The sequence below is a fragment of the Halalkalibacter urbisdiaboli genome, from assembly GCF_002156385.1.
GTDB lineage: Bacteria > Bacillota > Bacilli > Bacillales > Bacillaceae_D > Halalkalibacter_A > Halalkalibacter_A urbisdiaboli.
Map to the genome: position 1 here is coordinate 321,428 of NZ_MVJM01000002.1, position 22,981 is coordinate 344,408.

19 protein-coding genes, 2 tRNA genes and 1 other annotated feature are annotated in these 22,981 nt (G+C 39.1%); of the genes, 1 reads left to right on the forward strand and 20 read right to left on the reverse strand.

Annotated elements, in window-relative coordinates; translation table 11 throughout:
• Positions 1-100: 100 nt before the first annotated feature.
• The 11 genes from lonB to ilvD form a co-directional block, all read right to left on the reverse strand.
• A complete protein-coding gene (gene lonB, locus B1R93_RS09450) occupies positions 101-1,771 on the reverse strand; it encodes an ATP-dependent protease LonB (RefSeq protein ID WP_088103734.1) in 1,671 nt (556 codons plus the stop codon).
• A gap of 233 nt (positions 1,772-2,004) precedes the next feature.
• Positions 2,005-3,282: an ATP-dependent protease ATP-binding subunit ClpX gene (clpX, locus tag B1R93_RS09455; protein WP_088103735.1), complete on the reverse strand. Its 1,278-nt coding sequence runs from the start codon at positions 3,280-3,282 to the stop codon at positions 2,005-2,007.
• Between the two features lie 423 nt (positions 3,283-3,705).
• Positions 3,706-5,010: a trigger factor gene (gene tig / locus B1R93_RS09460; protein ID WP_088103736.1), complete on the reverse strand. Its 1,305-nt coding sequence runs from the start codon at positions 5,008-5,010 to the stop codon at positions 3,706-3,708.
• A 132-nt stretch (positions 5,011-5,142) separates the two neighbouring features.
• Positions 5,143-6,192 (reverse strand): tetratricopeptide repeat protein, encoded by a 1,050-nt coding sequence (locus B1R93_RS09465; RefSeq protein ID WP_088103737.1) that lies wholly within the window; start codon positions 6,190-6,192, stop codon positions 5,143-5,145.
• 176 nt (positions 6,193-6,368) lie between these two features.
• The gene (leuD, locus tag B1R93_RS09470; RefSeq protein ID WP_088103738.1) at positions 6,369-6,944 is read right to left on the reverse strand and encodes a 3-isopropylmalate dehydratase small subunit; all 576 of its coding nucleotides are present in this window, start codon (positions 6,942-6,944) and stop codon (positions 6,369-6,371) included.
• A gap of 11 nt (positions 6,945-6,955) precedes the next feature.
• On the reverse strand, positions 6,956-8,374 hold the full coding sequence (gene leuC, locus B1R93_RS09475) for a 3-isopropylmalate dehydratase large subunit (protein WP_088103739.1): 1,419 nt from the start codon (positions 8,372-8,374) through the stop codon (positions 6,956-6,958).
• A 117-nt stretch (positions 8,375-8,491) separates the two neighbouring features.
• Positions 8,492-9,577, reverse strand: coding sequence for a 3-isopropylmalate dehydrogenase (gene leuB / locus B1R93_RS09480; protein WP_088103740.1), 1,086 nt, complete (start codon positions 9,575-9,577; stop codon positions 8,492-8,494).
• A 128-nt stretch (positions 9,578-9,705) separates the two neighbouring features.
• Entirely contained in the window at positions 9,706-10,707 is a 1,002-nt protein-coding gene (gene ilvC / locus B1R93_RS09485; RefSeq protein WP_088103741.1) for a ketol-acid reductoisomerase, read from the reverse strand.
• Between the two features lie 66 nt (positions 10,708-10,773).
• Positions 10,774-11,295 carry an acetolactate synthase small subunit gene (ilvN, locus tag B1R93_RS09490; RefSeq protein ID WP_088103742.1) on the reverse strand — a complete coding sequence of 174 codons (522 nt, stop codon included), beginning with the start codon at positions 11,293-11,295 and terminating at the stop codon, positions 10,774-10,776.
• Positions 11,292-13,016, reverse strand: a complete 1,725-nt coding sequence (ilvB, locus tag B1R93_RS09495; protein WP_088103743.1) for an acetolactate synthase large subunit — start codon at positions 13,014-13,016, stop codon at positions 11,292-11,294. Before ilvB ends, ilvN begins: the two co-directional genes overlap by 4 nt.
• Positions 13,017-13,140: 124 nt before the next feature.
• Positions 13,141-13,397, reverse strand: a binding site (T-box leader).
• Between the two features lie 2 nt (positions 13,398-13,399).
• Entirely contained in the window at positions 13,400-15,067 is a 1,668-nt protein-coding gene (gene ilvD, locus B1R93_RS09500) for a dihydroxy-acid dehydratase (RefSeq protein ID WP_088103744.1), read from the reverse strand.
• A 421-nt stretch (positions 15,068-15,488) separates the two neighbouring features.
• Between ilvD and B1R93_RS09505 the strand changes: the two genes are divergently transcribed.
• Positions 15,489-15,887, forward strand: coding sequence for a hypothetical protein (locus tag B1R93_RS09505; RefSeq protein ID WP_088104638.1), 399 nt, complete (start codon positions 15,489-15,491; stop codon positions 15,885-15,887).
• A 26-nt stretch (positions 15,888-15,913) separates the two neighbouring features.
• On the opposite strand, the gene B1R93_RS09510 is transcribed toward B1R93_RS09505, so the two are convergent.
• From B1R93_RS09510 to ptsP, 9 genes are all read right to left on the reverse strand, one after another.
• Positions 15,914-15,990: transfer RNA gene (locus tag B1R93_RS09510), tRNA-Arg, on the reverse strand.
• Between the two features lie 4 nt (positions 15,991-15,994).
• Positions 15,995-16,065: transfer RNA gene (locus tag B1R93_RS09515), tRNA-Gly, on the reverse strand.
• A gap of 331 nt (positions 16,066-16,396) precedes the next feature.
• Positions 16,397-16,903: a metallophosphoesterase family protein gene (locus tag B1R93_RS09520; protein WP_088103745.1), complete on the reverse strand. Its 507-nt coding sequence runs from the start codon at positions 16,901-16,903 to the stop codon at positions 16,397-16,399.
• 46 nt (positions 16,904-16,949) lie between these two features.
• Positions 16,950-17,552, reverse strand: coding sequence for an XTP/dITP diphosphatase (locus B1R93_RS09525; protein ID WP_088103746.1), 603 nt, complete (start codon positions 17,550-17,552; stop codon positions 16,950-16,952).
• Positions 17,553-18,311, reverse strand: coding sequence for a ribonuclease PH (gene rph / locus B1R93_RS09530; protein ID WP_088103747.1), 759 nt, complete (start codon positions 18,309-18,311; stop codon positions 17,553-17,555). It lies immediately after the preceding gene.
• 179 nt (positions 18,312-18,490) lie between these two features.
• Positions 18,491-19,573: a GerMN domain-containing protein gene (locus B1R93_RS09535; RefSeq protein WP_088103748.1), complete on the reverse strand. Its 1,083-nt coding sequence runs from the start codon at positions 19,571-19,573 to the stop codon at positions 18,491-18,493.
• A gap of 173 nt (positions 19,574-19,746) precedes the next feature.
• Positions 19,747-20,556 (reverse strand): glutamate racemase, encoded by an 810-nt coding sequence (gene racE, locus B1R93_RS09540; RefSeq protein ID WP_088103749.1) that lies wholly within the window; start codon positions 20,554-20,556, stop codon positions 19,747-19,749.
• A 30-nt stretch (positions 20,557-20,586) separates the two neighbouring features.
• Positions 20,587-21,033 carry a MarR family winged helix-turn-helix transcriptional regulator gene (locus B1R93_RS09545; RefSeq protein ID WP_088103750.1) on the reverse strand — a complete coding sequence of 149 codons (447 nt, stop codon included), beginning with the start codon at positions 21,031-21,033 and terminating at the stop codon, positions 20,587-20,589.
• 223 nt (positions 21,034-21,256) lie between these two features.
• Positions 21,257-22,978: a phosphoenolpyruvate--protein phosphotransferase gene (gene ptsP / locus B1R93_RS09550; RefSeq protein WP_088103751.1), complete on the reverse strand. Its 1,722-nt coding sequence runs from the start codon at positions 22,976-22,978 to the stop codon at positions 21,257-21,259.
• Between the last annotated feature and the right edge of the window lie 3 nt (positions 22,979-22,981).

Here is a 22,981-nt window from a genome sequence, read left to right on the forward strand (position 1 = left end):
TTACTAATCTGAACGGGTGAGTGGACATTGGTGATTAATTCGGAAAGATTGTTGTTGAACCTTTCTCAATTCTATCTTATCACCATTTCTTTGTCTAATATTATACAGGGGTAACAGAGGAATCCAGTCCTGTCGTAGCTGGAATACTCTCTTCATTTAGTTCTTCCGTCTCAATTGCGAGATCAAGAACTTCATCTAAATGCCGAACAGCAACAATTTCAATCCCCTTAACTTCCTGCAATATGGATTGTTCATTCTCCTTAGGAATGATTACCTGTGTTGCACCTGCTAGCTTTGCCGCCTCTACTTTTGCAACAACGCCGCCAATTGGTTTTACAGCACCGTGAATTCCTAACTCACCAGTCATTGCAACTGTATTCTTTACTTTTTGCTTATGAATAGCTGAGTAGATTCCAGTTGCAATCGCTGTTCCTGCAGAAGGTCCATCGACAGGAGTACCTCCAGGGAAGTTTACATGAATGTCGTAATCATAAGTTGGAATCCCCATTCGACGTAAAACGGTTACAACATTCTCAACTGAACCCTTTGCCATACTTTTACGACGGATCGAACGCATTTGATTCCCTGTACTTTCTTCTTCTGCAATACCAGTTATATTCACTGTGCCTTTACCAGGGTTTTCAATAACATTCACTTCAATTTCAAGTAAAGCCCCCATATTTGGACCAAAAACCGCTAAGCCATTTACTAATCCGACCGTTGGTTGTTCATGAATTTTCCGTTCTGGGCGTGGTGATAACTGACTCGAGTGAAGTACCCATTCAACATCATTTAACGTGATCACTTCTCGATTTTCTGATGTTGCAATTCCTGCTGCAATTTGAACAATGTTTACAGCTTCTCTACCATTTGTCGCATATTTAGCAATCCGTTCAATTGCTCCTTGTTCCGCCTCAAATTTAAGCTTCTTGGTTGCTTTCTGAGCAATCTCAATGACTTCCTCAGGCTTTAATGCATGGAAATAAACCTCTAGACATCTTGAACGAATTGCTGGTGGAATTTCCTCTGGATTACGTGTTGTCGCACCAATTAAACGAAAATCTGCTGGAAGACCCTTTTGGAATATTTCATGAATATGCCGAGGAATTTGTTGGTTTTCTTCACTATAGTATGCACTTTCTAGAAATACTTTTCGATCCTCTAATACTTTTAACAGTTTATTTTGTTGGATGGAATGAAGCTCCCCAATCTCGTCAATAAATAGTACACCACCATGTGCCTTCGTGACAGCACCAGGTTTCGGCTGAGGAATACCTGCTTGCCCCATTGCTCCTGCCCCTTGATAAATCGGATCATGAACAGAGCCAATTAAGGGATCTGCAATACCACGCTCATCAAAACGGGCTGTCGTTCCATCAAGTTCAACAAAGACAGCATCCTTTGAAAAAGGAGAATTTAAATTTTTCTTCGCCTCTTGTAAAACAAGACGTGCAGCAGCTGTTTTCCCTACACCCGGAGGACCATATATAATTACATGTTGAGGGTTTGGACCACAAAGAGCTGCACGTAAAGAACGTATTCCTTCTTTTTGACCAACAATGTCATCAAAGCTAATTGGTCTTACTTTTTCAGCTAATGGTTTAGTTAATGAAATGGCATTCATCTTATGAAGATTATCCATTTCCTTTCTAGATTCTCTGTCAATGGTTACCTTCTGGTTCCGTTGGTTCTTCAACAGATTCCAAAAATAAACTCCGATGACGACACCGAAGAATAGTTGAACAATTAAAGCAATCGCTGTCCAATTCATGTTATAGCCTCCCAATTATATTGTCATCTGTTTTTCTTAGTATGACCGACAAACCCAACACTAACCAAAGAAATCAAGAGAAATATTAGAAAGGTTTAGAAATACTTGGACGTTACGAAAGGAAGATAAACAGTATATATCCATGATTAAAAGAAAAATTCCTATAAATTAAAGGCCACTGAAAAGGTGACAATCAACCTTTTTCAGTGGCCTCAACATGAGTAGTCTTACTGTTATGCACTTTCTTTTGGTTCTTTTTTGGAAAGAGTAATTTCTGTACCGTCTTTCGTCTTCAATATCGGCGTTTCTTCATCGGTTACGCACTTATCATGAATGATACATGTTGCAACATCTTCACGAGAAGGAAGGTCGAACATTACTTCAAGCATTAATCCTTCTATTATAGAGCGCAAACCACGTGCCCCTGTTTTACGTTCGATCGCTTTATTTGCAATTTCACGCAATGCTTCTTCTGTAAATTGTAGTTCAACATCATCAAGCTCTAATAATTTCTGGTATTGCTTTACTAACGCATTTTTCGGTTTTGTTAATATTTCAACTAGTGCATCCGCATCTAGAGGCTCAAGGCTTGAAATTACAGGAAGACGCCCGATAAATTCCGGAATTAATCCAAAACGAAGTAAATCTTCAGGAAGGACTTTTCCTAAATATTCACCCGGCTTTAATTCTTCCTTCTCACTTACCTCTGATCCAAAGCCAATGACCTTCTTACCTAAACGACGTTTAATAATTTGCTCGATTCCGTCAAATGCTCCACCACAAATAAATAAAACATTTGTCGTGTCAATTTGTATGAACTCTTGGTGAGGATGCTTACGTCCGCCTTGTGGTGGCACGCTTGCTGTTGTTCCTTCAAGAATTTTCAAAAGAGCCTGTTGTACCCCTTCCCCTGATACATCACGTGTAATGGATGGGTTTTCAGATTTACGAGCGACTTTGTCAATTTCGTCAATATAAATAATCCCTTTTTCAGCTTTTTCAACATCGTAATCGGCAGCTTGGATTAATTTTAATAGGATGTTTTCAACATCTTCCCCAACATAACCTGCTTCAGTTAAAGACGTTGCATCGGCAATCGCAAAAGGTACATTTAAAATACGTGCAAGCGTTTGAGCAAGTAAGGTTTTACCACTACCTGTTGGTCCAATCATACATATGTTACTCTTCGAAAGCTCAACATCCTCAGAACGATTCAAGGAATTAATACGTTTATAATGATTATAGACGGCAACCGAAAGCGACTTCTTCGCGCGGTCTTGACCAATGACATAATCATTAAGAATTTCTCTAATCTCTTGAGGTTTCGGGATTTCCTGGAACTCAACTTCTTCTTCCGTTCCTAATTCCTCTTCAACGATCTCCGTACAAAGCTCGATACACTCATCACATATATACACACCAGGTCCAGCAACTAATTTGCGGACTTGATCTTGAGTTTTCCCACAAAAAGAACATTTCAGCTGTCCTTTTTCATCACTAAACTTAAACATGTAAATCACCCCTCTAAATGAATTGTACCACCTCAAACCGTTCTTTGCCTAATTGAACAGCCAGTATCAATCGAATGGTATGTTCAGACATTGTAACATAAGAACTGAGTTAACCCTAACAAAAACCATTGCATATGCCCATATGTATCCTACATTACAGTGACTCAGAATCTATATTCTATATGTTTATGTGTGGTTTAACTATACATTCAAGATTAACACCTAAAAATCCTTTTTTTCAGTTTGTAAGGGTATTCTTTATCTATTACCACTCAGTTCTTACCACTTCTCTGTTACTTCATTAAGCTTGTTCAAAATAGACCTTTGTCATACCTGTAAAACAACAAACATCTTGATAAATTATTAGTATGGAAAAACAAGGCACGATAATTCGCACCTTGTTTTTAACGATACTCTTATAGTTTATGCGTTAGCAGCTACTTTTGAACTGTTTTCTACTAAATATTCAACGGCTTTTTGAATCTTCAAATCAGCTTTAATGCCGTCAAATCCACCTTGAGCAGCGAAAATAGATTTAATTTCTTCAACAGAACGTTGATACATTTCCGCCATTTTTTCAAGCTCATTATCGACATCTTCATCTGAGACTTCAAGTCCTTCAGTCTCAGCAATAGCTTCAAGCGTTAAGTTAATACGCACACGCTTTTCACCATCTGTTTTGAACTGTTCACGCATTGCATCAGCATCTTGACCAGAAAATTGATAATACATGTCAAGGTTCATTCCTTGCATTTGTAAACGTTGCTCAAATTCTTGCAACATACGGTCTACTTCCGTATTTACCATAGCCTCTGGAATATCAATTGTTGCATTTTCAGCTGCTTTTTCTACTAATGTATCACGAATTTCATGGTCCGCTTCATGCTCTTTATCCTTTTGAAGCTTATCCTTTAATTCTTTCTTTAGCTCGTCTAAAGTTTCTACATTTTCATTAACATCTTTTGCAAACTCATCATCAAGCTCAGGAAGTTCTTTACGCTTAATATCGTGTAGTTTCACTTTAAACGTTGCAGGCTTTCCAGCTAATTCTTCCGCATGGTACTCTTCTGGGAAATTAACTTCAACGTCTTTTTCTTCACCTGTTTTTAAACCAACAAGTTGTTCCTCGAAACCAGGAATAAATTGATTTGAACCAATTTCTAGAGAATAGTTTTCTGCTTTTCCACCTTCAAAAGCTTCACCCTCAACAAAGCCTTCGAAATCAATAACAGCTGTATCTCCTTGCTCAACAGCGCCATCTTCAACAACAACAAGCTCAGCTTGACGCTCTTGAAGCTTTTTCAATTCTGCTTCAACATCATCGTCTGTAACAGTTGTGTCCTTTTCCTCTACTTCTAAGCCTTTATAATCACCAAGTGTTACTTCTGGTTTTACGACTACTTTTGCTGTGAAAACTAGGTTGCTTCCTTTTTCCATAGTTTCAATATCAATTTCTGGACGGTCTACTGGCTCAATGCCTGTCTCGTCAATAGCACCTGCATATGCTTCAGGAAGAAGAATATCTAGAGCATCTTGATAAAGAGATTCTACACCGAATTGTTTTTCAAAAATTGAGCGTGGCACCTTCCCTTTTCTGAATCCAGGAACATTTACCTTTTTAACAACTTTTTTAAATGCAGCGTCTAATGCTGCATCCACTTTCTCAGAGTCAACATCAATTGTTAATACGCCTTCGTTACCTTCTAATTTTTCCCACTTTGCAGTCATTACTCTTTCCCTCCAACTATACACATCTTCGTTTCCGAACGATAATTTTCTACATTTATCATTGACAACCACTCTATTATAACATAATGCCTGTCCATTTCAAATGGAACTTCTATAAGGCACCGAATCTATCTACTTAATGACATTGGTAAAATCAAAGCCGCGAAACACGTTTTTCTCGGCTTCGACAACCTCCTGACTCTTTTCAAGCAATAGCTTAAAAGAGCATTGATATAAATCTGCAATCTCCTCTTCGTGATCTTCATAGCCAAGTCGCTCAGAAGCTATAAGTTGAAATACAGCCGCCCAAAGATTTGGATCACTTGGCTGTGGCAAAAATGGATATAAAATCGTTAAATGTGTCCAACACAACTGGTTTGCTAAATCGTATAAGATAGGGTTTTCATGTTCAAGATTTGCACTTAATACACGATTAATTTCCTGACCAAATGTTATTTCATATATTTCTTCTAGTTGTTTTGGAATAACTTCTTTTTTCTGACCAAACTTCTCAATTATTACGGGACTGGTTATTTCTTTTTTATGTAATCCTTGTAAAGCAATGCTTCTCAATAAGGGGTCATGCTTATTATTTTCAATATATGTAATCATCGCACGTATTGCATCAGGATGGTTGCTATTCTTTAAATCCTCTATCCCTTTCCACTGTAAGTGCATTGATGAACTTTGTAGTAGCTTAATGGCATCCTCATGAATTGGTTCGTGTTCAACCTCTATATTCTCAAGTAGTTCATTATCATCTACCATTTGCCGACTAAAATGCAGCATTTGGTAGAACGACTCCGCAAATTGTGCTGGTATTCGATTTTCTGCTAAAACAGCATCTAATATATCAACGACTTCTTGATAATAACCAAGTTGAACTAGTAGAGATATATGAACTTGTAGGTTATCGTAGTAATCGCCAATTCCTTCATTTAATAGTGCTCTCGTTAACTCAACCGCTTCTTTTAACCTTCCGAGTTCAACGAGACTTAACACAACCCCAAAACGGACTTGAGAATTATTCGGCTCATGCTCTTGTGCTGAGATAAAATATTGATAAGCATTCTCTGCTTCTTTGTTTTTTAATGCATCCATTCCTTTTTCAATTAATCGTTTAACAAGGCCTGGATATAATACGACATTCGTCTCTTTTTTCCTTTCACGTTTATCACTCATTGTTATACTCCACTCTTTTTGACCTTATCCTTCCCTCTCATTTCAATAAATATATTCGAATTCCTCCTAGTGTATCAGTTAAAATGTGTAAATTCAATTTTGTTCAGTTGGCAACGCTTTCAAAGTTGATTATTAAAAAGGATCCGGTGATGAACCGAATCCTAAAAAATTCGTACTTAACGGCTATTTTCAAAAGCCTTAATTTCATCCTCATAACGAAGCGTTAGACCAATTTCATCCCATCCGTTAAGGAGCATTTCCTTCCAATATGGATCGATTTCAAATGTTGCTTTAAAATCAGGCCCTGTAATTTTTTGTTGTTTTAAATCAACGGTTAATTCAAAAGCTTCAGCGCCTTTTGCTAGAAGTTCGTTCACTTTATCTTCCTCTAAACGAATTGGCAGCATTCCATTTTTTACACAATTGTTATAGAAAATATCAGCAAAGCTTGGTGCAATAATGACTTTAAATCCATAGTCATGCAAAGCCCAAGGTGCATGTTCACGAGAAGAACCACAACCAAAGTTTTCTCCAGCAACAAGAATGCTTGAGCCTTGCGTATGCTCTTGATTCAATTCAAATTTTGGGTCTGGATCCCCATTCGCTAAAAAGCGCCAGTCGAAAAATAAAAACTTACCAAAGCCAGTACGCTCTACTCGCTTCAGAAACTGCTTTGGGATGATTTGATCCGTGTCAACATTTACACGATCCATTGCCGCTACTTTCCCTTGATGAATAACAATAGGTTCCATTGCTGTCCCTCCTATTTCGATACTTTATCTTCTTTCCAGTTACGAATATCAACAAAATGACCCGCGATTGCTGCTGCTGCCGCCATCTCTGGACTAACAAGATGCGTTCTTGCCCCTTTACCTTGACGCCCTTCAAAATTACGGTTTGAAGTGGAAGCACAACGTTCCCCCTCTGGAATGATATCAGGGTTCATCCCTAGGCAAGCACTACAACCAGAATGGCGCCATTCAAAACCAGCTTCTTCAAAGATTTTATCTAACCCTTCTTCTTCAGCTAACTTCTTCACTTTTTGTGAACCAGGAACAACGAACGCACTAACACCTTTAGCTACCTTATTCCCCTCGGCAATTTTTGCCGCTGCTCGAAGGTCACTAATACGAGAGTTTGTACAGGAACCAATAAACACATGCTGAATGCTAACATCTTTCATCAACGTTCCTGGTTGCAGATCCATATATTCAAGTGCTTGTTTAATCGCACGTTTATCTGTTTCTGTTTTTCCATCTTCAGGATGTGGAACAGGTTGAGAAACACCGATTCCATGTGAAGGGTTCGTTCCCCAAGTCACCATTGGCTCAATCTCAGAAGCGTCAATCGTGACAACGCGATCATAACTAGCACCTTCATCTGTAGCTAGTGCTTTCCATTCTTCCACTAACTTTACAAATTCTTCACCTTTCGGAACATTCGCACGCCCTTCTAAATAATCAAAAGTTACTTGATCTGGACTAATTAGACCAGCCTTCGCACCTGCCTCGATAGACATGTTACAAATCGTCATTCTCTCTTCCATCGTTAACCCACGAATCGCTTCTCCGGTAAATTCAGCAACCGAACCATTTCCGACATTCACACCGAATTTAGCAATAATCGCTAGAATAATATCCTTCGCCGATAGCATTGGGTTAAGTTTTCCTGTCACACGAATTTCGAGTGTTTGAGGCTTGGATTGCCAAAGAGTTTGCGTAGCAAGTACATGTTCTACCTCACTTGTACCAATACCAAATGCTAATGCACCAAATGCTCCATGTGTAGACGTATGACTGTCTCCACATACAATCGTTTTACCTGGTTGCGTTAAACCGAGTTCTGGTCCAATGACGTGAACAATCCCATTTTCCGGATGCTCTAAATCAGCAAGTTCTACCCCAAATTCTTTACAGTTTTTTGCTAATGTTTCAATTTGAGTACGAGAAATTTGATCCGCAATGTTGTACCGATCTACGGTTGGGACATTGTGATCCATCGTTGCAAATGTCAAGTCTGGTCGGCGTACTTTTCTTCCAGCAAGTCTTAAACCTTCAAAAGCTTGTGGCGACGTCACTTCATGGACCATGTGAAGGTCAATGTATAGAAGACTAGGCTTACCCTCTTCCGCTAATACTTCATGTGCGTTCCAAATTTTTTCGATGATTGTTTTAGGTGCCATCCGATTTCCCTCCTATTATACTTTTATCTATTTCATAGCCTGCCATAATAGAAAGCTAGATTTTTTGGTTTAAAGAGAGAGCAATGGATTTGGTTCCATTGCTCTCCGAGTTGTACTCTACACGGTTACTTTTGCGAGTACTTCAATGATTTTTTCTGTCATTTCCTCAGTAGATAGAGCTTTTTCACCATCTGCTGCTAAATCAGCTGTACGGTAACCATCGTTTAATACTGTATCAATCGCATGCTGAACGGCTTCTGCTTCCTTTTCAAACGAGAATTCATATTTTAGCATCATTGCAACTGAAGCAATCGTTGCAAGTGGATTTGCTAAACCTTTACCTGCAATGTCTGGTGCTGAGCCGTGGATAGGTTCATATAAACCAGGACCACCGTCACTCAAGCTAGATGAAGGAAGCATTCCAAGTGAACCTGTAAGCATGGAAGCTTCATCACTTAAAATATCCCCAAACATATTTTCCGTCACCATTACGTCAAATTGTCGCGGATTACGAATGAGCTGCATTGCAGCATTGTCAACGAGCATATGCTCAAGTTCAACGTTCGGAAATTCTTTCGATATGGCTTCAGCTACTTCACGCCAAACACGACTAGATTCAAGAACATTTGCTTTATCAACAGATGTCACTTTCCCACGACGAACGGCTGCCAACTCGAACCCTTTTCGAATAATTCGCTCAATTTCAGAACGAGTGTAGCTTAGTGTATCAACAACGACTTCCTCACCATTCTCTTGACGACGCTCTCTTGGCTCGCCAAAATAAATGCCACCAGTCAATTCACGGACAATGAGTAAATCGACACCTTTAATAACTTCATTTTTCAATGTTGATGCTTCGGATAAACTTTCATACACCGTTACAGGACGTAAGTTTGCAAAAAGCTGTAATGCTTTTCGAATTCCTAAAAGGCCTTTTTCAGGTCTAAGATGTCCCGGCAATGTATCCCATTTCGGTCCTCCAACAGCACCTAATAAAATTGCATCACTTTGTTTACATATATCAATTGTCGCATCTGGTAGTGGTGTATTTTCTTCATCAATCGCTACACCGCCAATTTTTGCATAGTTATACGTAAACTCATGATTAAAAATTCGACCAATCTCGTCTAAAACACGAATCCCTGCTTGAACAACTTCTGGACCAATCCCATCACCAGGGAGAACAGCGATGTTCTTTTTCATTAAATCTCCCCCAAACGTTCACGAGTTGCTTACGTTCACAATTATATGAGGAGGCTGGTAGCCCAGCCTCCCATCAATCAACATGTTTAAAATCCACTAATTTTTAGTTTCGCTAGGTTCAACCTTAATTAGATTTTAGACTTTGCTTTTACAAATGGCATCATTTCACGAAGCTCGCGTCCAACAACTTCAATTGGGTGTTGGCTTTCAGCTCTTGTGATTGCAGTAAATTCAGGACGGTTTGCTTGGTTTTCAAGAATCCAACCTTTTGCAAATTTACCAGTTTGGATATCAGTAAGTACTTTTTTCATAGCCTTCTTCGTATCTTCTGTTACGATTTGTGGTCCAGCTACATAATCTCCCCACTGTGCTGTGTCAGAGATAGAATAACGCATCGTTTCAAGTCCACCTTCATACATAAGGTCAACGATTAATTTCAATTCGTGTAAACACTCAAAGTAAGCAACTTCTGGTTGGTAACCAGCTTCAACAAGTGTTTCAAATCCTGCTTTAACAAGAGCAGAAGCACCACCACAAAGAACCGCTTGCTCACCGAAAAGATCTGTTTCTGTTTCTTCTTGGAATGTTGTTTCAAGAACACCAGCACGTGCAGAACCGATTTGCTTCGCATAAGCAAGAGCGATATCTTTTGCGTTACCTGTTGCATCTTGGTATACAGCGATAAGTCCTGGTACACCGCCACCTTCTTCAAATACACGACGAACTAAGTGACCTGGTCCTTTAGGTGCTGCAAGGAATACGTCAACATTGCTCGGTGGTACGATTTGGTTAAAGTGAATGTTAAAACCATGAGCGAATGCAAGAGTCTTACCTTCAGTTAGCTCAGGCTCAATTTCGTTTTTGTAAACAGTTGGTTGAAGCTCATCTGGAAGAAGAATCATGATAAGATCCGCTTTTGCTGCAGCTTCGCGTACAGATAGTACTTCAAAACCATCTTCCACTGCCTTGTCCCAAGACTTCCCTGGGCGAAGACCAATAATAACGTCTTGACCACTTTCACGCATGTTTAGTGAATGTGCATGTCCCTGTGAACCGTAACCGATAACGGCTACTTTCTTCCCTTTTAAAACACCTTCGTTTACATCTGAGTTATAATAAACCTTTGCCATAATAAAAATCTCTCCCTTTTCCTAATAGTAAGTAAAGAATATATTTTAATTTTTAAAATTAAAATTTTAGTTAATAAGACTCAAACGATATGGGTCTGTTGCTGACTTTTTATTGCCTCGATTAAATGCAGTAATCCCTGTACGAGCAAGCTCTTTTATTCCATAAGGACGTAGTAAGTCGATAAACGCTTCAACCTTTGGATGATCACCCGTAATTTGAATTGTCATGCTCTCTCGACCAACATCAAGAATTGACGCACGGAACGGATTAACAAGAGCGGCAATTTCGCCTCGTTGTTGCGGAGTTGCAACAATTTTAATTAATGCTAATTCTCTTGCAACAATCGATTCATCCGTAATATCTTTAACCTTCAAAACATCAACTTGCTTATTTAATTGCTTTGTAACTTGTTCAATGTTTTCCATACTATCAACGAGTACAACAAATGTCATACGAGAGATTGCTGGGTTTTCAGTGACACCAACAGTAATACTCTCAATGTTAAAGTGTCTTCTCGCAAACAATCCAGTAATTCTATTTAATACACCAGCTGTATTGTTTACAAGTGCTGTAATGGTTCTCTTCATGGCTTAATCCCCTCCATTTGATGATGACCTTTTCCAGGAGCGATCATAGGATAAACATTCTCTTCTTTCGCAACACGGAAATCAACAAGTACTGGTCCAGGATGTTCGAGCATTTCTTTAATAGCCCCACGTACCTCGGATAGTTTTTCAACCTTCATTCCTTTAATGTCATAAGCTTCAGCTAGCTTAATGAAATTTGGTTGAATTGGGAATAACGAGTTCGAATATCTCTCGCCATGGAACAATTGCTGCCATTGGCGAACCATTCCAAGAGACGCGTTATTAACAATGACGATTTTGACAGGAAGATTTAATTCTTGTAAAATCGATAGTTCTTGTGCAGTCATTTGGAACCCTGCATCTCCAATAACTGCAATAACTGGAGATTCTGGCTCAGCAAATTGAGCGCCGATAGCAGCTGGGAACCCAAAGCCCATTGTTCCTAATCCACCAGAAGTTACCCAGCGGTTCGGTTTATTAAATTTATAAAATTGAGCAGACCACATTTGGTGCTGACCTACATCCGTTGTAACAATCGCTTCACCTTTTGTTTCTTCATAGATTAATTCAAGAAGTTGCTGAGGCTTAATCGTCTCGCCATCCTCCTGATACCAAAGTGGATATTCCTGTACCATTTCTTGTAGATAAGCTTTCCATTCCGCACATTCACTTTGTTTACCATTTTCAGCTATAAGCATTTTAAGAGCTTCTTTTGCACAACCAACAACTGGGATTTCTGTTTTAACATTTTTTCCAATTTCAGCAGGATCAATGTCGATATGAACAACTTTTGCCTCTGGTGCAAAATAAGCTAAATTACCAGTTAAACGATCATCAAAACGCGCACCAATATTAATTAATAAATCCGCTCCATGTAACGCCATGTTTGCAGGGTACGTTCCATGCATTCCCCCCATCCCAAGATGAAGTTCGTGCTCACCAGGGAAACTACCTAAACCAAGTAAAGTATTAACTACTGGTATTTGCTGCTGCTCAACATATTCGATTAATTCATCAGATGCTTTTGCATGCAGAACCCCTGCTCCTGCTAGAATTACTGGCTTCTTAGCTTCGGTTACAGCATCAACAACTTTACGAATTTGCAGTTTGTTAGGTACGATTGTCGGTTGATACCCTGGTAAATCAACTTCTTTATCATAGTTAAACAAGCCAGTACTTAAAGATATATCCTTTGGTAAGTCAATAACTACTGGACCTGGTCGTCCTGTTGTCGCAATATGAAACGCTTCTTTTACAATTCGTGGAAGCTCTTCTAATGAGCGTACTTGGTAGTTATGCTTCGTAATCGGCATTGTAATTCCAATAATATCAGCTTCTTGGAAAGCATCTGTACCAATTAAATTTGTCGCTACTTGACCTGTAATAACAACAAGAGGTAATGAGTCGATCATCGCATCAGCAATACCTGTAATTACATTAGTGGCACCTGGTCCGGACGTAACGATACATACTCCTGGCCTTCCCGAAACACGAGCATAGCCTTCCGCAGCATGAATAGCTCCTTGCTCGTGTCGTGCTAAAATGTGGCGAACACCCATTTTATAAATTTCGTCATACGTAGGTAGGATTGCTCCACCTGGATAACCAAAAATAACATCAACACCCTCATGCGCAAGAGCCTCAAGTAACATTCCTGAACCAGTTAATTCCTTTGGCTCATTAGCTTGCTGCTGCTCTTTGTTTCTCAATTTTGTATTCATCCTTTCTTCCTCCTTACAAAATCGCTCTTTTTTTAGACATTCTATAGCACAAAACAATGCGAACATTCTGTAAAAAAAGAAACAAAAAAATCTTTTCACCCCATAGGAAGCCGCTACTAGCGACCGAAGGGGCGAAAAGATTAACTTTCCACGGTACCACCCTTATTCATCGAATGTAACATTCGATCTTACGGATAAGTCTGTGCTTATCACTTTTTGGTAACGAGTGCTGTGTACACTCGACCAGCCTTAATAAATGGATTCATCGTTCAGACTGATACTCGGAGGTGAGTTTCCCTGTTAGGATAACACCGTATCTCAGCAACTACGGCTCTCTGTGGAAATCACGTAACAGGTACTTTTCCTCTTCATCGTTTTTACTATTAGATTTTCATTACCCCACCAGTATTAGCTGATGTTACAAGTTTAGAATATCTAGCGAGATAACCTTTTTTCACTTTTGGTTCTGGCTCAACCCATCCTTCAGAGCGCTTTTCAATCGTCTCATCAGATACGAGCCACTCTATAGTACGATTCGGCAAATCGATTCTTATCTTATCTCCATTTTCTACGAAAGCAATTGGACCACCTTCTGCAGCTTCAGGTGAAATATGTCCAATTGAGATTCCACGAGATGCACCTGAAAAACGACCGTCTGTAATTAGGGCAACCTTCGTCCCTAACCCTCTACCAGCAATAGCTGATGTCGGCGCTAGCATCTCTGGCATTCCAGGGCCGCCTTTTGGACCTTCATAACGGATAACAACAACGTGTCCTTCCTTAACTAAACCATCATTGATTCCCTTTTGTGCTTCTTCTTGAGAGTTGAAGACGATCGCTTCCCCTTCAAACACTTTAATCGATGGATCAACAGCTCCAACTTTGATAACACAGCCGTCTGGTGCAATATTTCCGAAAAGAACGGATAATCCACCAACTGGACTATATGGGTTATCTTTGCGGCGAATAACATCATCATTTAAAATTTCTGCATCTTTTACATTTTCGTAAAGGCTTTTACCTGTAATGGTAATTCTTTCTGGATGAATAGCACCTTCAATTGAGCAAAGCTCTTTGATAATGGCACTCACACCACCCGCCTTATGAACATCATCCATTGAATAATCTGATGCTGGACTAATTTTACTTAAATATGGTACACGTTCTGCAACTTCATTGATTCGATTTAAATCATAATCAATCTCAGCTTCATTTGCAATAGCTAGTGTATGCAAAACTGTGTTTGTTGAACCGCCCATTGCCATATCTAAAGCAAAAGCGTCATCAATTGTATCTTTTGTCACGATATCTCGTGGACGAATATCTTTTTCAATAAGATTCATTAAATGCTTCGCAGCGTCCTTAATTAGTTGATGGCGATCTTCTGACGTCGCTACTAATGTCCCATTTCCTGGCAATGCTAATCCAAGCATCTCCATTAATGAATTCATAGAGTTTGCTGTGAACATCCCAGAACAAGATCCACATGTTGGACAGGCTGATTGTTCAATTTCGAGAAGTTCTTCCCTTGTCATTTTTCCTGAAGAAAATGCACCGACACCTTCAAAAACAGAAACTAGCGACAAGCTCTTACCATCTTTTGTCCTACCAGCTTCCATCGGTCCGCCTGAAACAAATACAGCTGGTACATTCGTACGAACTGAGGCCATTAGCATCCCCGGCGTAATTTTATCACAGTTTGGAATATAAAAGACTCCATCAAACCAGTGAGCATTGATAACCGTTTCAGCTGCATCACAGATAATTTCACGACTTGGTAAGGAATAACGCATTCCGATGTGCCCCATTGCAATACCATCATCAACACCAATTGTGTTGAATTCAAACGGAATCCCACCAGCTTCGCGAATTGCTTCTTTCGCAACTTCAGCAAATTTATTTAAATGCATGTGACCTGGAATAATATCAATATAAGAGTTACAAACACCGATAAACGGTTTGTCCATATCCTCTTCTTTTACTCCAGCCGCACGAAGTAAGCTTCGATGTGGCGCACGGTCTATCCCTTTTTTAATCATATCACTTCTCATCGAATCTCTCCCAGCCTTGCTTTAATTCTCTCTAAATGCACATATTTTTAAACTTTTAAACTATTCCCTCAAAAATATCATAAAATGAAAAAATACATTTTTCAATACATTCTTTGGACAGGGGTTAAATTACCAATCTCGTAGAATTTTTAACAAAATATGTTAGAAAATCTACAGATTTTTATTGCGCATTTTTAAGATTTACCTTATACGTTTGAACTATATCTTACGCTCATTCCCTGGTTTGGTCAACCACTTTTGCAAAAATAATTAGACAATTTTGACTAAGCCCTAAAAGAATACGCTTTCAATCTTCTATAACGTTAATCATAAAAAAATCTTTACTTTTTCTTCCTCTCTTCGTACATATATAAAGGAAAATTTGGGCAACCTTTTTGATAGGTGATGTTAGATGAGACGCATGAAAAAAATAATAAAAAAGTTCACAATTATGCCACGTTTTCCGTTTATCCATATGAAACCAAATAGAAAGGCTTCACTTGTCCTCGTAAAAGATAACTGGGAGGCCTGCAAAAATGAAGCAGAGCTAAAGCTATATAAATATTTACGAGAAGGCAATTATTATCCGACCCCCCATTATAAGGTAGAGGGTTATCACGTTAACGTAGCGCTTGTCCCTTATCGTTTAGCCTTTATCGAACGAAACCACTCTTTGGATGAAAAAAAAATCACGCGTAGCTTTCGTAAAAAACAATGGCATGTCTTGTTTTATGATTCTGAAAAGCTCATAAAGGATACACATGAATATCTGCAAATGGTGCAACAACACACTGACAACACAAAAAACGTCCCCATATAAATGGAGACGTTTTAACTATGTATAAATGGCGTCCCAGGAGAGATTCGAACTCCCGACCGACGGCTTAGAAGGCCGTTGCTCTATCCTGCTGAGCTACTGGGACAAAAAGCGGGTGATGAGAATCGAACTCACGACATCAGCTTGGAAGGCTGAGGTTTTACCACTAAACTACACCCGCATGTTTTTCAACTGTTACCCTCATTCATCTTACGCACATTCATGTCTCTTCCTCTTCTAGCAACTCTTCGTAGCTTGCTGTGTCGAGACAACTCGTTGCCGTTTCGACGATGTAATCGCTCGTGGCTGAGGTTTTACCACTAAACTACACCCGCATGTTTTTTTGTAAAAATTATTTTACTTACGCACCAAACAAATTTCTTAGCTTTTATTTATTCGGCGACGTAAATAATCATAGCAAAATTAACATCTGATGTCAACCATTTTCCTTTGAGAATTTCAACCAAAAAGTATTTCCTACCAGTAATACGTACTACCGGTAGGAACGTTATCTATCTAATGAAGGTTTTTTTAAAGTCTGAAACCTCTATTCCTTCACGGTTAAAATACTGAACGGTAATTGATTCATTTGTTACATCACAAATACAATACGTCTGTTCCTTCGGTCTGACTGGGAGACGTAAGCTACCAGGGTTAATATAGACAACACCATTTTGCTGAAAGCACGTCGCTATATGAGTGTGACCAAAGCAAACGATTGTAGCATTTTTTTCCTCACCTCGATAAGTGATCCGCTCAAGAGTCATTTTTACATTATATAAATGCCCGTGCGTTACATAAAATGAAACATCATCTATTGTCTCATAAACTTCTTCCGGAAAGTCCCCACCGAAATCGCAGTTCCCTTTTACAACTAGTACATTTCGGAATACAGATGAATCTCTATCAAGTTCAGAATCACCACAATGTATGATCATATCAACTTCTGAATTTATTTCTATCACATCACGTACTTCATCTTCCCAGCCGTGACTATCACTCATAATCAAAACTTTCACTATTGCTATTCTCCTCTCTCTATTACGAGGTTGAAATGGTTATACATTACGACCGAAATATTTCTTCTCTCTCAGAGAGTAGTGCCTTTAATGCTTTTGAGCGATGACTGATTTTATTTTTTTCATCAGCTGCTAGCTCGGCCATTGTTTTTTCCTTTTCAGGTATGTACATGATAGGGTCATAACCAAATCCGTTCTTTCCTCTCGGTTCACGCGTTATATATCCTTCACATGCCCCTTCGTATATTCTTGTTTCACTATTTGGTATTGCTACAGCTATTGCGCAATAAAAACGAGCAGTTCGATCAGAATCCGGTAAATCTAATAGCTGGTTTAAAACTTTTTCCATATTCGCTATGTCATCTTTTTCTTCACCAGCATATCTGGCGGAGAAAACACCAGGTTTTCCACCAAGTGCGTCAACTATTAAACCCGAATCATCAGCAATGACTGTGGAGTTAAATTTCTCTGCAATCGTTTCTGCTTTTTTTGCTGCATTTTCAGTAAATGTCTGACCGTCTTCTATAATATCTGGAATTTCGGGATAGTCAAGTAACGATTTTACAACAACTCCTTCTTTTGATAGAAGCTGTGAAAATTCCTTTACCTTACCTTTATTCTTCGTTGCTACAATTACTTCTTTCTCCATTTACTCAGCCTCCCCTTTACTCACTTCCATATAGCTTTTAATATCACCTATTGCATGTTGTTGTTCCTGGATCAATTGACGAATCCCTTCTTCAGCTAAGTCCAATAGTTTATTAAGCTGGTTCCGTGAGAAGGTTGCTTCTTCACCCGTCCCTTGTAATTCAACAAATTGCCCATTTCCTGTCATGACAACATTTAAATCAACATCTGCTGCTGCATCTTCAACATAACATAAATCAAGGATTTCACCATGTATTTGGTCGACACCGACTGATACCGCAGCAAGATAATCGTTAATTGGCCACTCCTTTATTGATTTGTTTTTTAACGCCTTATCCATCGCTAGGGCTAGGGCGACAAACGCTCCTGTAATTGATGCAGTCCTAGTACCTCCGTCAGCTTGAATAACATCACAATCAATCCAAACTGTTCGCTCCCCTAGCTTCTGAAGATCCAATACGGCTCTTAATGCTCGACCAATAAGTCTTTGAATTTCCATCGTTCTTCCTGCTACTTTCCCCTTAGATGATTCTCGAATATTTCTTTGTTCCGTTGCACGTGGAAGCATTGAATATTCTGCCGTTATCCATCCCTTCCCTTGACCACGCATAAATGGTGGAACACGTTCTTCTATACTCGCAGTACAAATTACCTTTGTTTCCCCCATTGATATTAGCACCGATCCCTCTGGATGCTTTGTAAAATGTAAATCCAGATTAACTGGTCTTATTTCATTTAACGCTCTACCGTCTTTTCTCATTTACAATATCCTCCTAAGGTTTCCATTTGTCCCATTCTATCATCACACAAAATTATACAGATTATCCTCTTCCATTATAAATAGGACAATAAAAAGGAGGTAGCTCGTCGCTCCTCCTTCATTTATAGCTTTATTATAATCAAAAGATTCAAGACGTCCAAGTTCTTTTCCTGCTCTTTTTAAAAACTTCCTTTATTTATCTTAGTCGGCCTTGAAACAGGTTCAGCAACTTCACCTGATTCGCTAAGAATATTTCCTTCACCATTTACTTGAACAGCTACTTTTTCAATCCCCTCTTGTTCAGTCAACGTTAGTGCTAGCATATTCATCACTTCTTGTGAAACTGCACTTCCCTGTAATTGATTTAACAGAGCTTCATTAAAATTTAATGTAACAACACCATTTTCATACATCGGTTCATCGATAAGGGCAACACCTTTACTAAATTCCGTTAACAAGTTGGAATGATAAGATGGTCCCTTTAGTAATTCTTCAACAGCAACTTTGACTGTGTCCGTTTCGTTACTCACTCTACGGGTTACAGGAACATAATATGTGTTATCTCCATTTTGAGCAAGGAAGTAAAGGTTAACACCTTTACTATTTACAACATCGACAACATTATCTGCTTCGATGTTAATTCCATTTGCTCGACTTACACCTTTTCCAATTGGTGTGCCATTCACTGGCATTGTCTCTTGGTTATGACCATTAATGCGTATCTGTACCTGTTCTACATTATCAAACTGAGTTAATGTCCATGTGATTGCCTGTAAAATTTGTTGTTCTTGCTCAGGATTATATTCTTTAAACTCCTTTGAAAAATCGGCAATAGCTGTCCCGTCCTTTAAATTGACATCAACCGTTGTACCTGCAGGAATAACTGCTTGAAAACCGTTTGGTAACATATCACTCACTGGTCCATCTTGTACAAGGTATTCAAGTGATTGTCTTAATGTCCCTTCTGTTTTTGGTAGTGCAAGGGTTTGTGGAACAACCAAACCATTTGAATCGATCAAATAAAGCTCCCTCTCTACTTTATCTTTAACGGCTTCTTCATCAACTTCACCTTCATCTTGCGCATTCTCCTCACTAATTTCTTCACCTAACTCTTCGATATCTAATGAATCTCCTTCTTCTACGTAGCTTACTGGAGGTGTATCCATTTCCTTCATTGCTTCATCTGAACCGAAAGAGCATGCTGTGACCGTTAATGTTGTAAATAGTAGCACAGGAACTCCCTTAAAAAACACTTTGCGCATTGTTTTCCCTCCTAAGATAGTTTGTACTACATGTATACGAGCTTTCTGATAGAATAGACCAACTTTGTCTATATTTTTTTATTATGTTCAATTAATTGAAAGCCTGAAAAAAATGAAACGACTAAGATAAATCGCAGCAACACGAGTACAAAAAAAACCGATTAAGCATCAGCTCAATCGGTTTTGACTCCAAGGTTTATTGTTCTCACTCGTTCGACATTCATTTCAAGCCAATTATCAGCTAAACGCTTGAATTTATCTGCATCTCCGGTAGTAAAAAACGTATGTTGAGGTGTTCTATCCTTAGTGAATAGAAGATTTTTATGGTATAATAATCCACTTACTTCTCTTGCTGTCTCATCACCAGACGAAATAAGATGAATGTCATCACCAACTGCTTGTTGAATCACATCACGAAGTAAGGGATAATGCGTACACCCGAGAATAAGCGTATCAAATCCCTTCCCTTTTAACGGACGGAGTGTTTCTTCAACAACAGTCGTCGCTTCCATCCCTTCAAATATCCCACGCTCAACTAAAGGAACAAATGGAGGGCAAGCCAAACTTTCTACTTTTACTTGACTATTAATCGTTTTGAGCGCTTTTTCATAGGCACGGCTTTGAATCGTACCTGATGTTCCAATAACAGCTACATGGTCTGACTTAGTAACCTTTAATGCACTAATAGCCCCTGGGTGAACAACACCTACCACAGGAATCGATAGCTCTCGCTTTACTTCATCTAATACAACCGCTGCAGCTGTATTGCAAGCAATGACGAGCATTTTCATTTGTTCTTCCATCAATCGTTCAATCATTTCCCACGTAAAAGCACGCACTTCCTCAGGAGTACGTGGACCATAAGGACAACGCGCTGAGTCTCCTATATAAACAATTTCTTCTTTCGGTAACTGACGAAGAAGCTCCTTCGCAACCGTCAAACCACCTAATCCCGAATCAATAACACCAATTGGTCTATCCAACGATACTCCCTCAATTTCTATGTTGTTCTATTACGATTGATTGACTCGAGTTGCTTTCATTTCACTGTGTAAAACGTGTAAATTTCGTTCGAGACCATCAACCTCATCTTTAGAAAAGTTTTTTAAAATCCCCTCAAGATACTGCTGTCTTTTCTTTATCACTTCATTAATAATAATTTTCCCTTTATTTAGTAAATGAATCCGAACGACACGACGATCCTGTCCATCCCTTACTCGCTCGACTAGTTCATTTTTTTCCATTCTATCAATTAAATCAGTCGTTGTACTACAAGCTAAGTACATTTTGGTTGAGAGTTCACCTATCGTCATATCACCATATTCATTTAACCATTGTAATGCTACAAACTGCGGTGGTGTGATTGGAAACTGCGTTAGGATCTCACGTCCCTTTTGCTTCACGATATCGGCAACCATCCTTAATGAACGTTCGATTTGTTCTACTTGCTCGTGACTCACTTCCACCCCTCCTGTAAAGCCCACTTCGGTTATTTCCAGCTATAATATAACAGTTGATCTTGTTTGAATCTACCAATATATTGTCTCTGTTTTTTATGAGAAATGCAAGCAAATATCTAGTAAACTCACCTCCGCATAAGAAAATAGGGCTTTGGTAGCCAAGAAATTCTACTTGTCATTTCCCACAAAAAAAGCAATCGTCAAGGACAATTGCTTTTTTAATCTATCCATTTAAAAAATGTTCACGAACTTTCTGTTCAACTTCATCAGCCGTACTTAATTGTAGCATTTCAAGTGCGAAAGAAGATAATTCCTCTTTTGAGAGATTATGAATTTGACTTCGTGAAGGCAATATCGATGTTGCACTCATGCTAAATTCATCTAAACCAAGTCCAAGGAGAAGAGGAATCGCGATTTCGTCACCAGCCATTTCACCACACATGCCGGCCCATTTTCCATGTTTATGCGCAGCATCAATTACCATTTTAACTAATCTTAAAATCGCAGGGTGGTATGGTTGATATAAATATGACACACGCTCATTCATCCGATCGGCTGCCATTGTGTATTGAATCAGATCATTTGTTCCGATACTAAAAAAGTCAACCTCTTTGGCAAAAAGATCAGCTGCTATAGCGGTTGATGGGATTTCTACCATAATTCCAACTTCCATACTATCAGAGACCTTCGTTCCTTCTTTTTGAAGCTGCGCTTTCTCCTCTTGTAAAAGAGCTTTTGCTTGACGTAACTCCTCAAGCGTAGCAATCATCGGAAACATAATCTTTAAATTCCCATATGCACTTGCTCTTAACAAAGCACGCAATTGTGTTCGGAAAATCGTTTGCTCCTCTAAGCATAGACGAACAGCTCTAAAGCCTAAAAATGGGTTGAGCTCCTTAGGTAAATCTAAGTATGGTAATTCTTTATCCCCGCCGATATCAAGTGTTCTAATAACAACTGGCTTACCGTCCATTCGTTCAACAACTTCTTTATACGCTTCAAACTGCTCTTCCTCACTCGGAAGACGATCGCGGCCCATATAAAGAAACTCAGTACGGTATAGTCCTACACCTTCTGCACCATTGTTTAAAACACCATCTACATCCTTAGGTGTCCCAATATTTGCAGCAAGTTCTACATGTTTACCATCTTTTGTCGTAGTTGGCTCATTAACAAGCTTGGCCCATTCTTCCTTTTGCCTTTCAAACTTCTCTTTCTTTGTTTGATAATGTGCCAATTGCTCAGCCGAAGGGTCAATAATAACGTCACCATCTAACCCATCGACAATCATTAATGTTCCTGTTTCAACTTGCTTTGTCACTTCCTTCGTCCCAACAACAGCTGGAATTTCTAAAGATCGTGACATAATCGCCGAGTGAGATGTACGACCACCAATATCTGTGGCAAACCCTTTAATAAAGACTGGGTTAAGTTGAGCCGTATCGGATGGTGTTAAATCCTCAGCTATAACAATGGTCTCTTCTGAAATTGTCGCGAGAGATTGAGCTTTAATCCCAAGAAGGTGACCAAGTACTCTCTTTGTTACATCGCGGATATCCGCTGCTCTTTCCTTCATATACTCGTTATCCATATTTTCAAACATAGAGATAAACATCGTTGCCACTTCATTCAAAGCGTACTCAGCATTTTGTTTATCCTGATTGATCTTTTCTTTAACAGCATCAATTAATTCAGGATCATTAAGTACAAGGAGATGAGCTGAAAAGATTTCAGCTTTATCTGCGCCAAGTTCTGTTTCAGCTTTATCACGAATCACACGCAATTCTTCCTGTGAAGTCGCTAACGCATCTAAAAAGAGCTGAATTTCTTGGTCTGCATTCTCTACATTACGTAATTCTATGTTGAAGTCAGGCTCTTCGTGGACAAAAGCCTTAGCAATTGCAACACCTGCTGATGCTGCTATGCCTGAGAGTTTTTGTTGCATGCT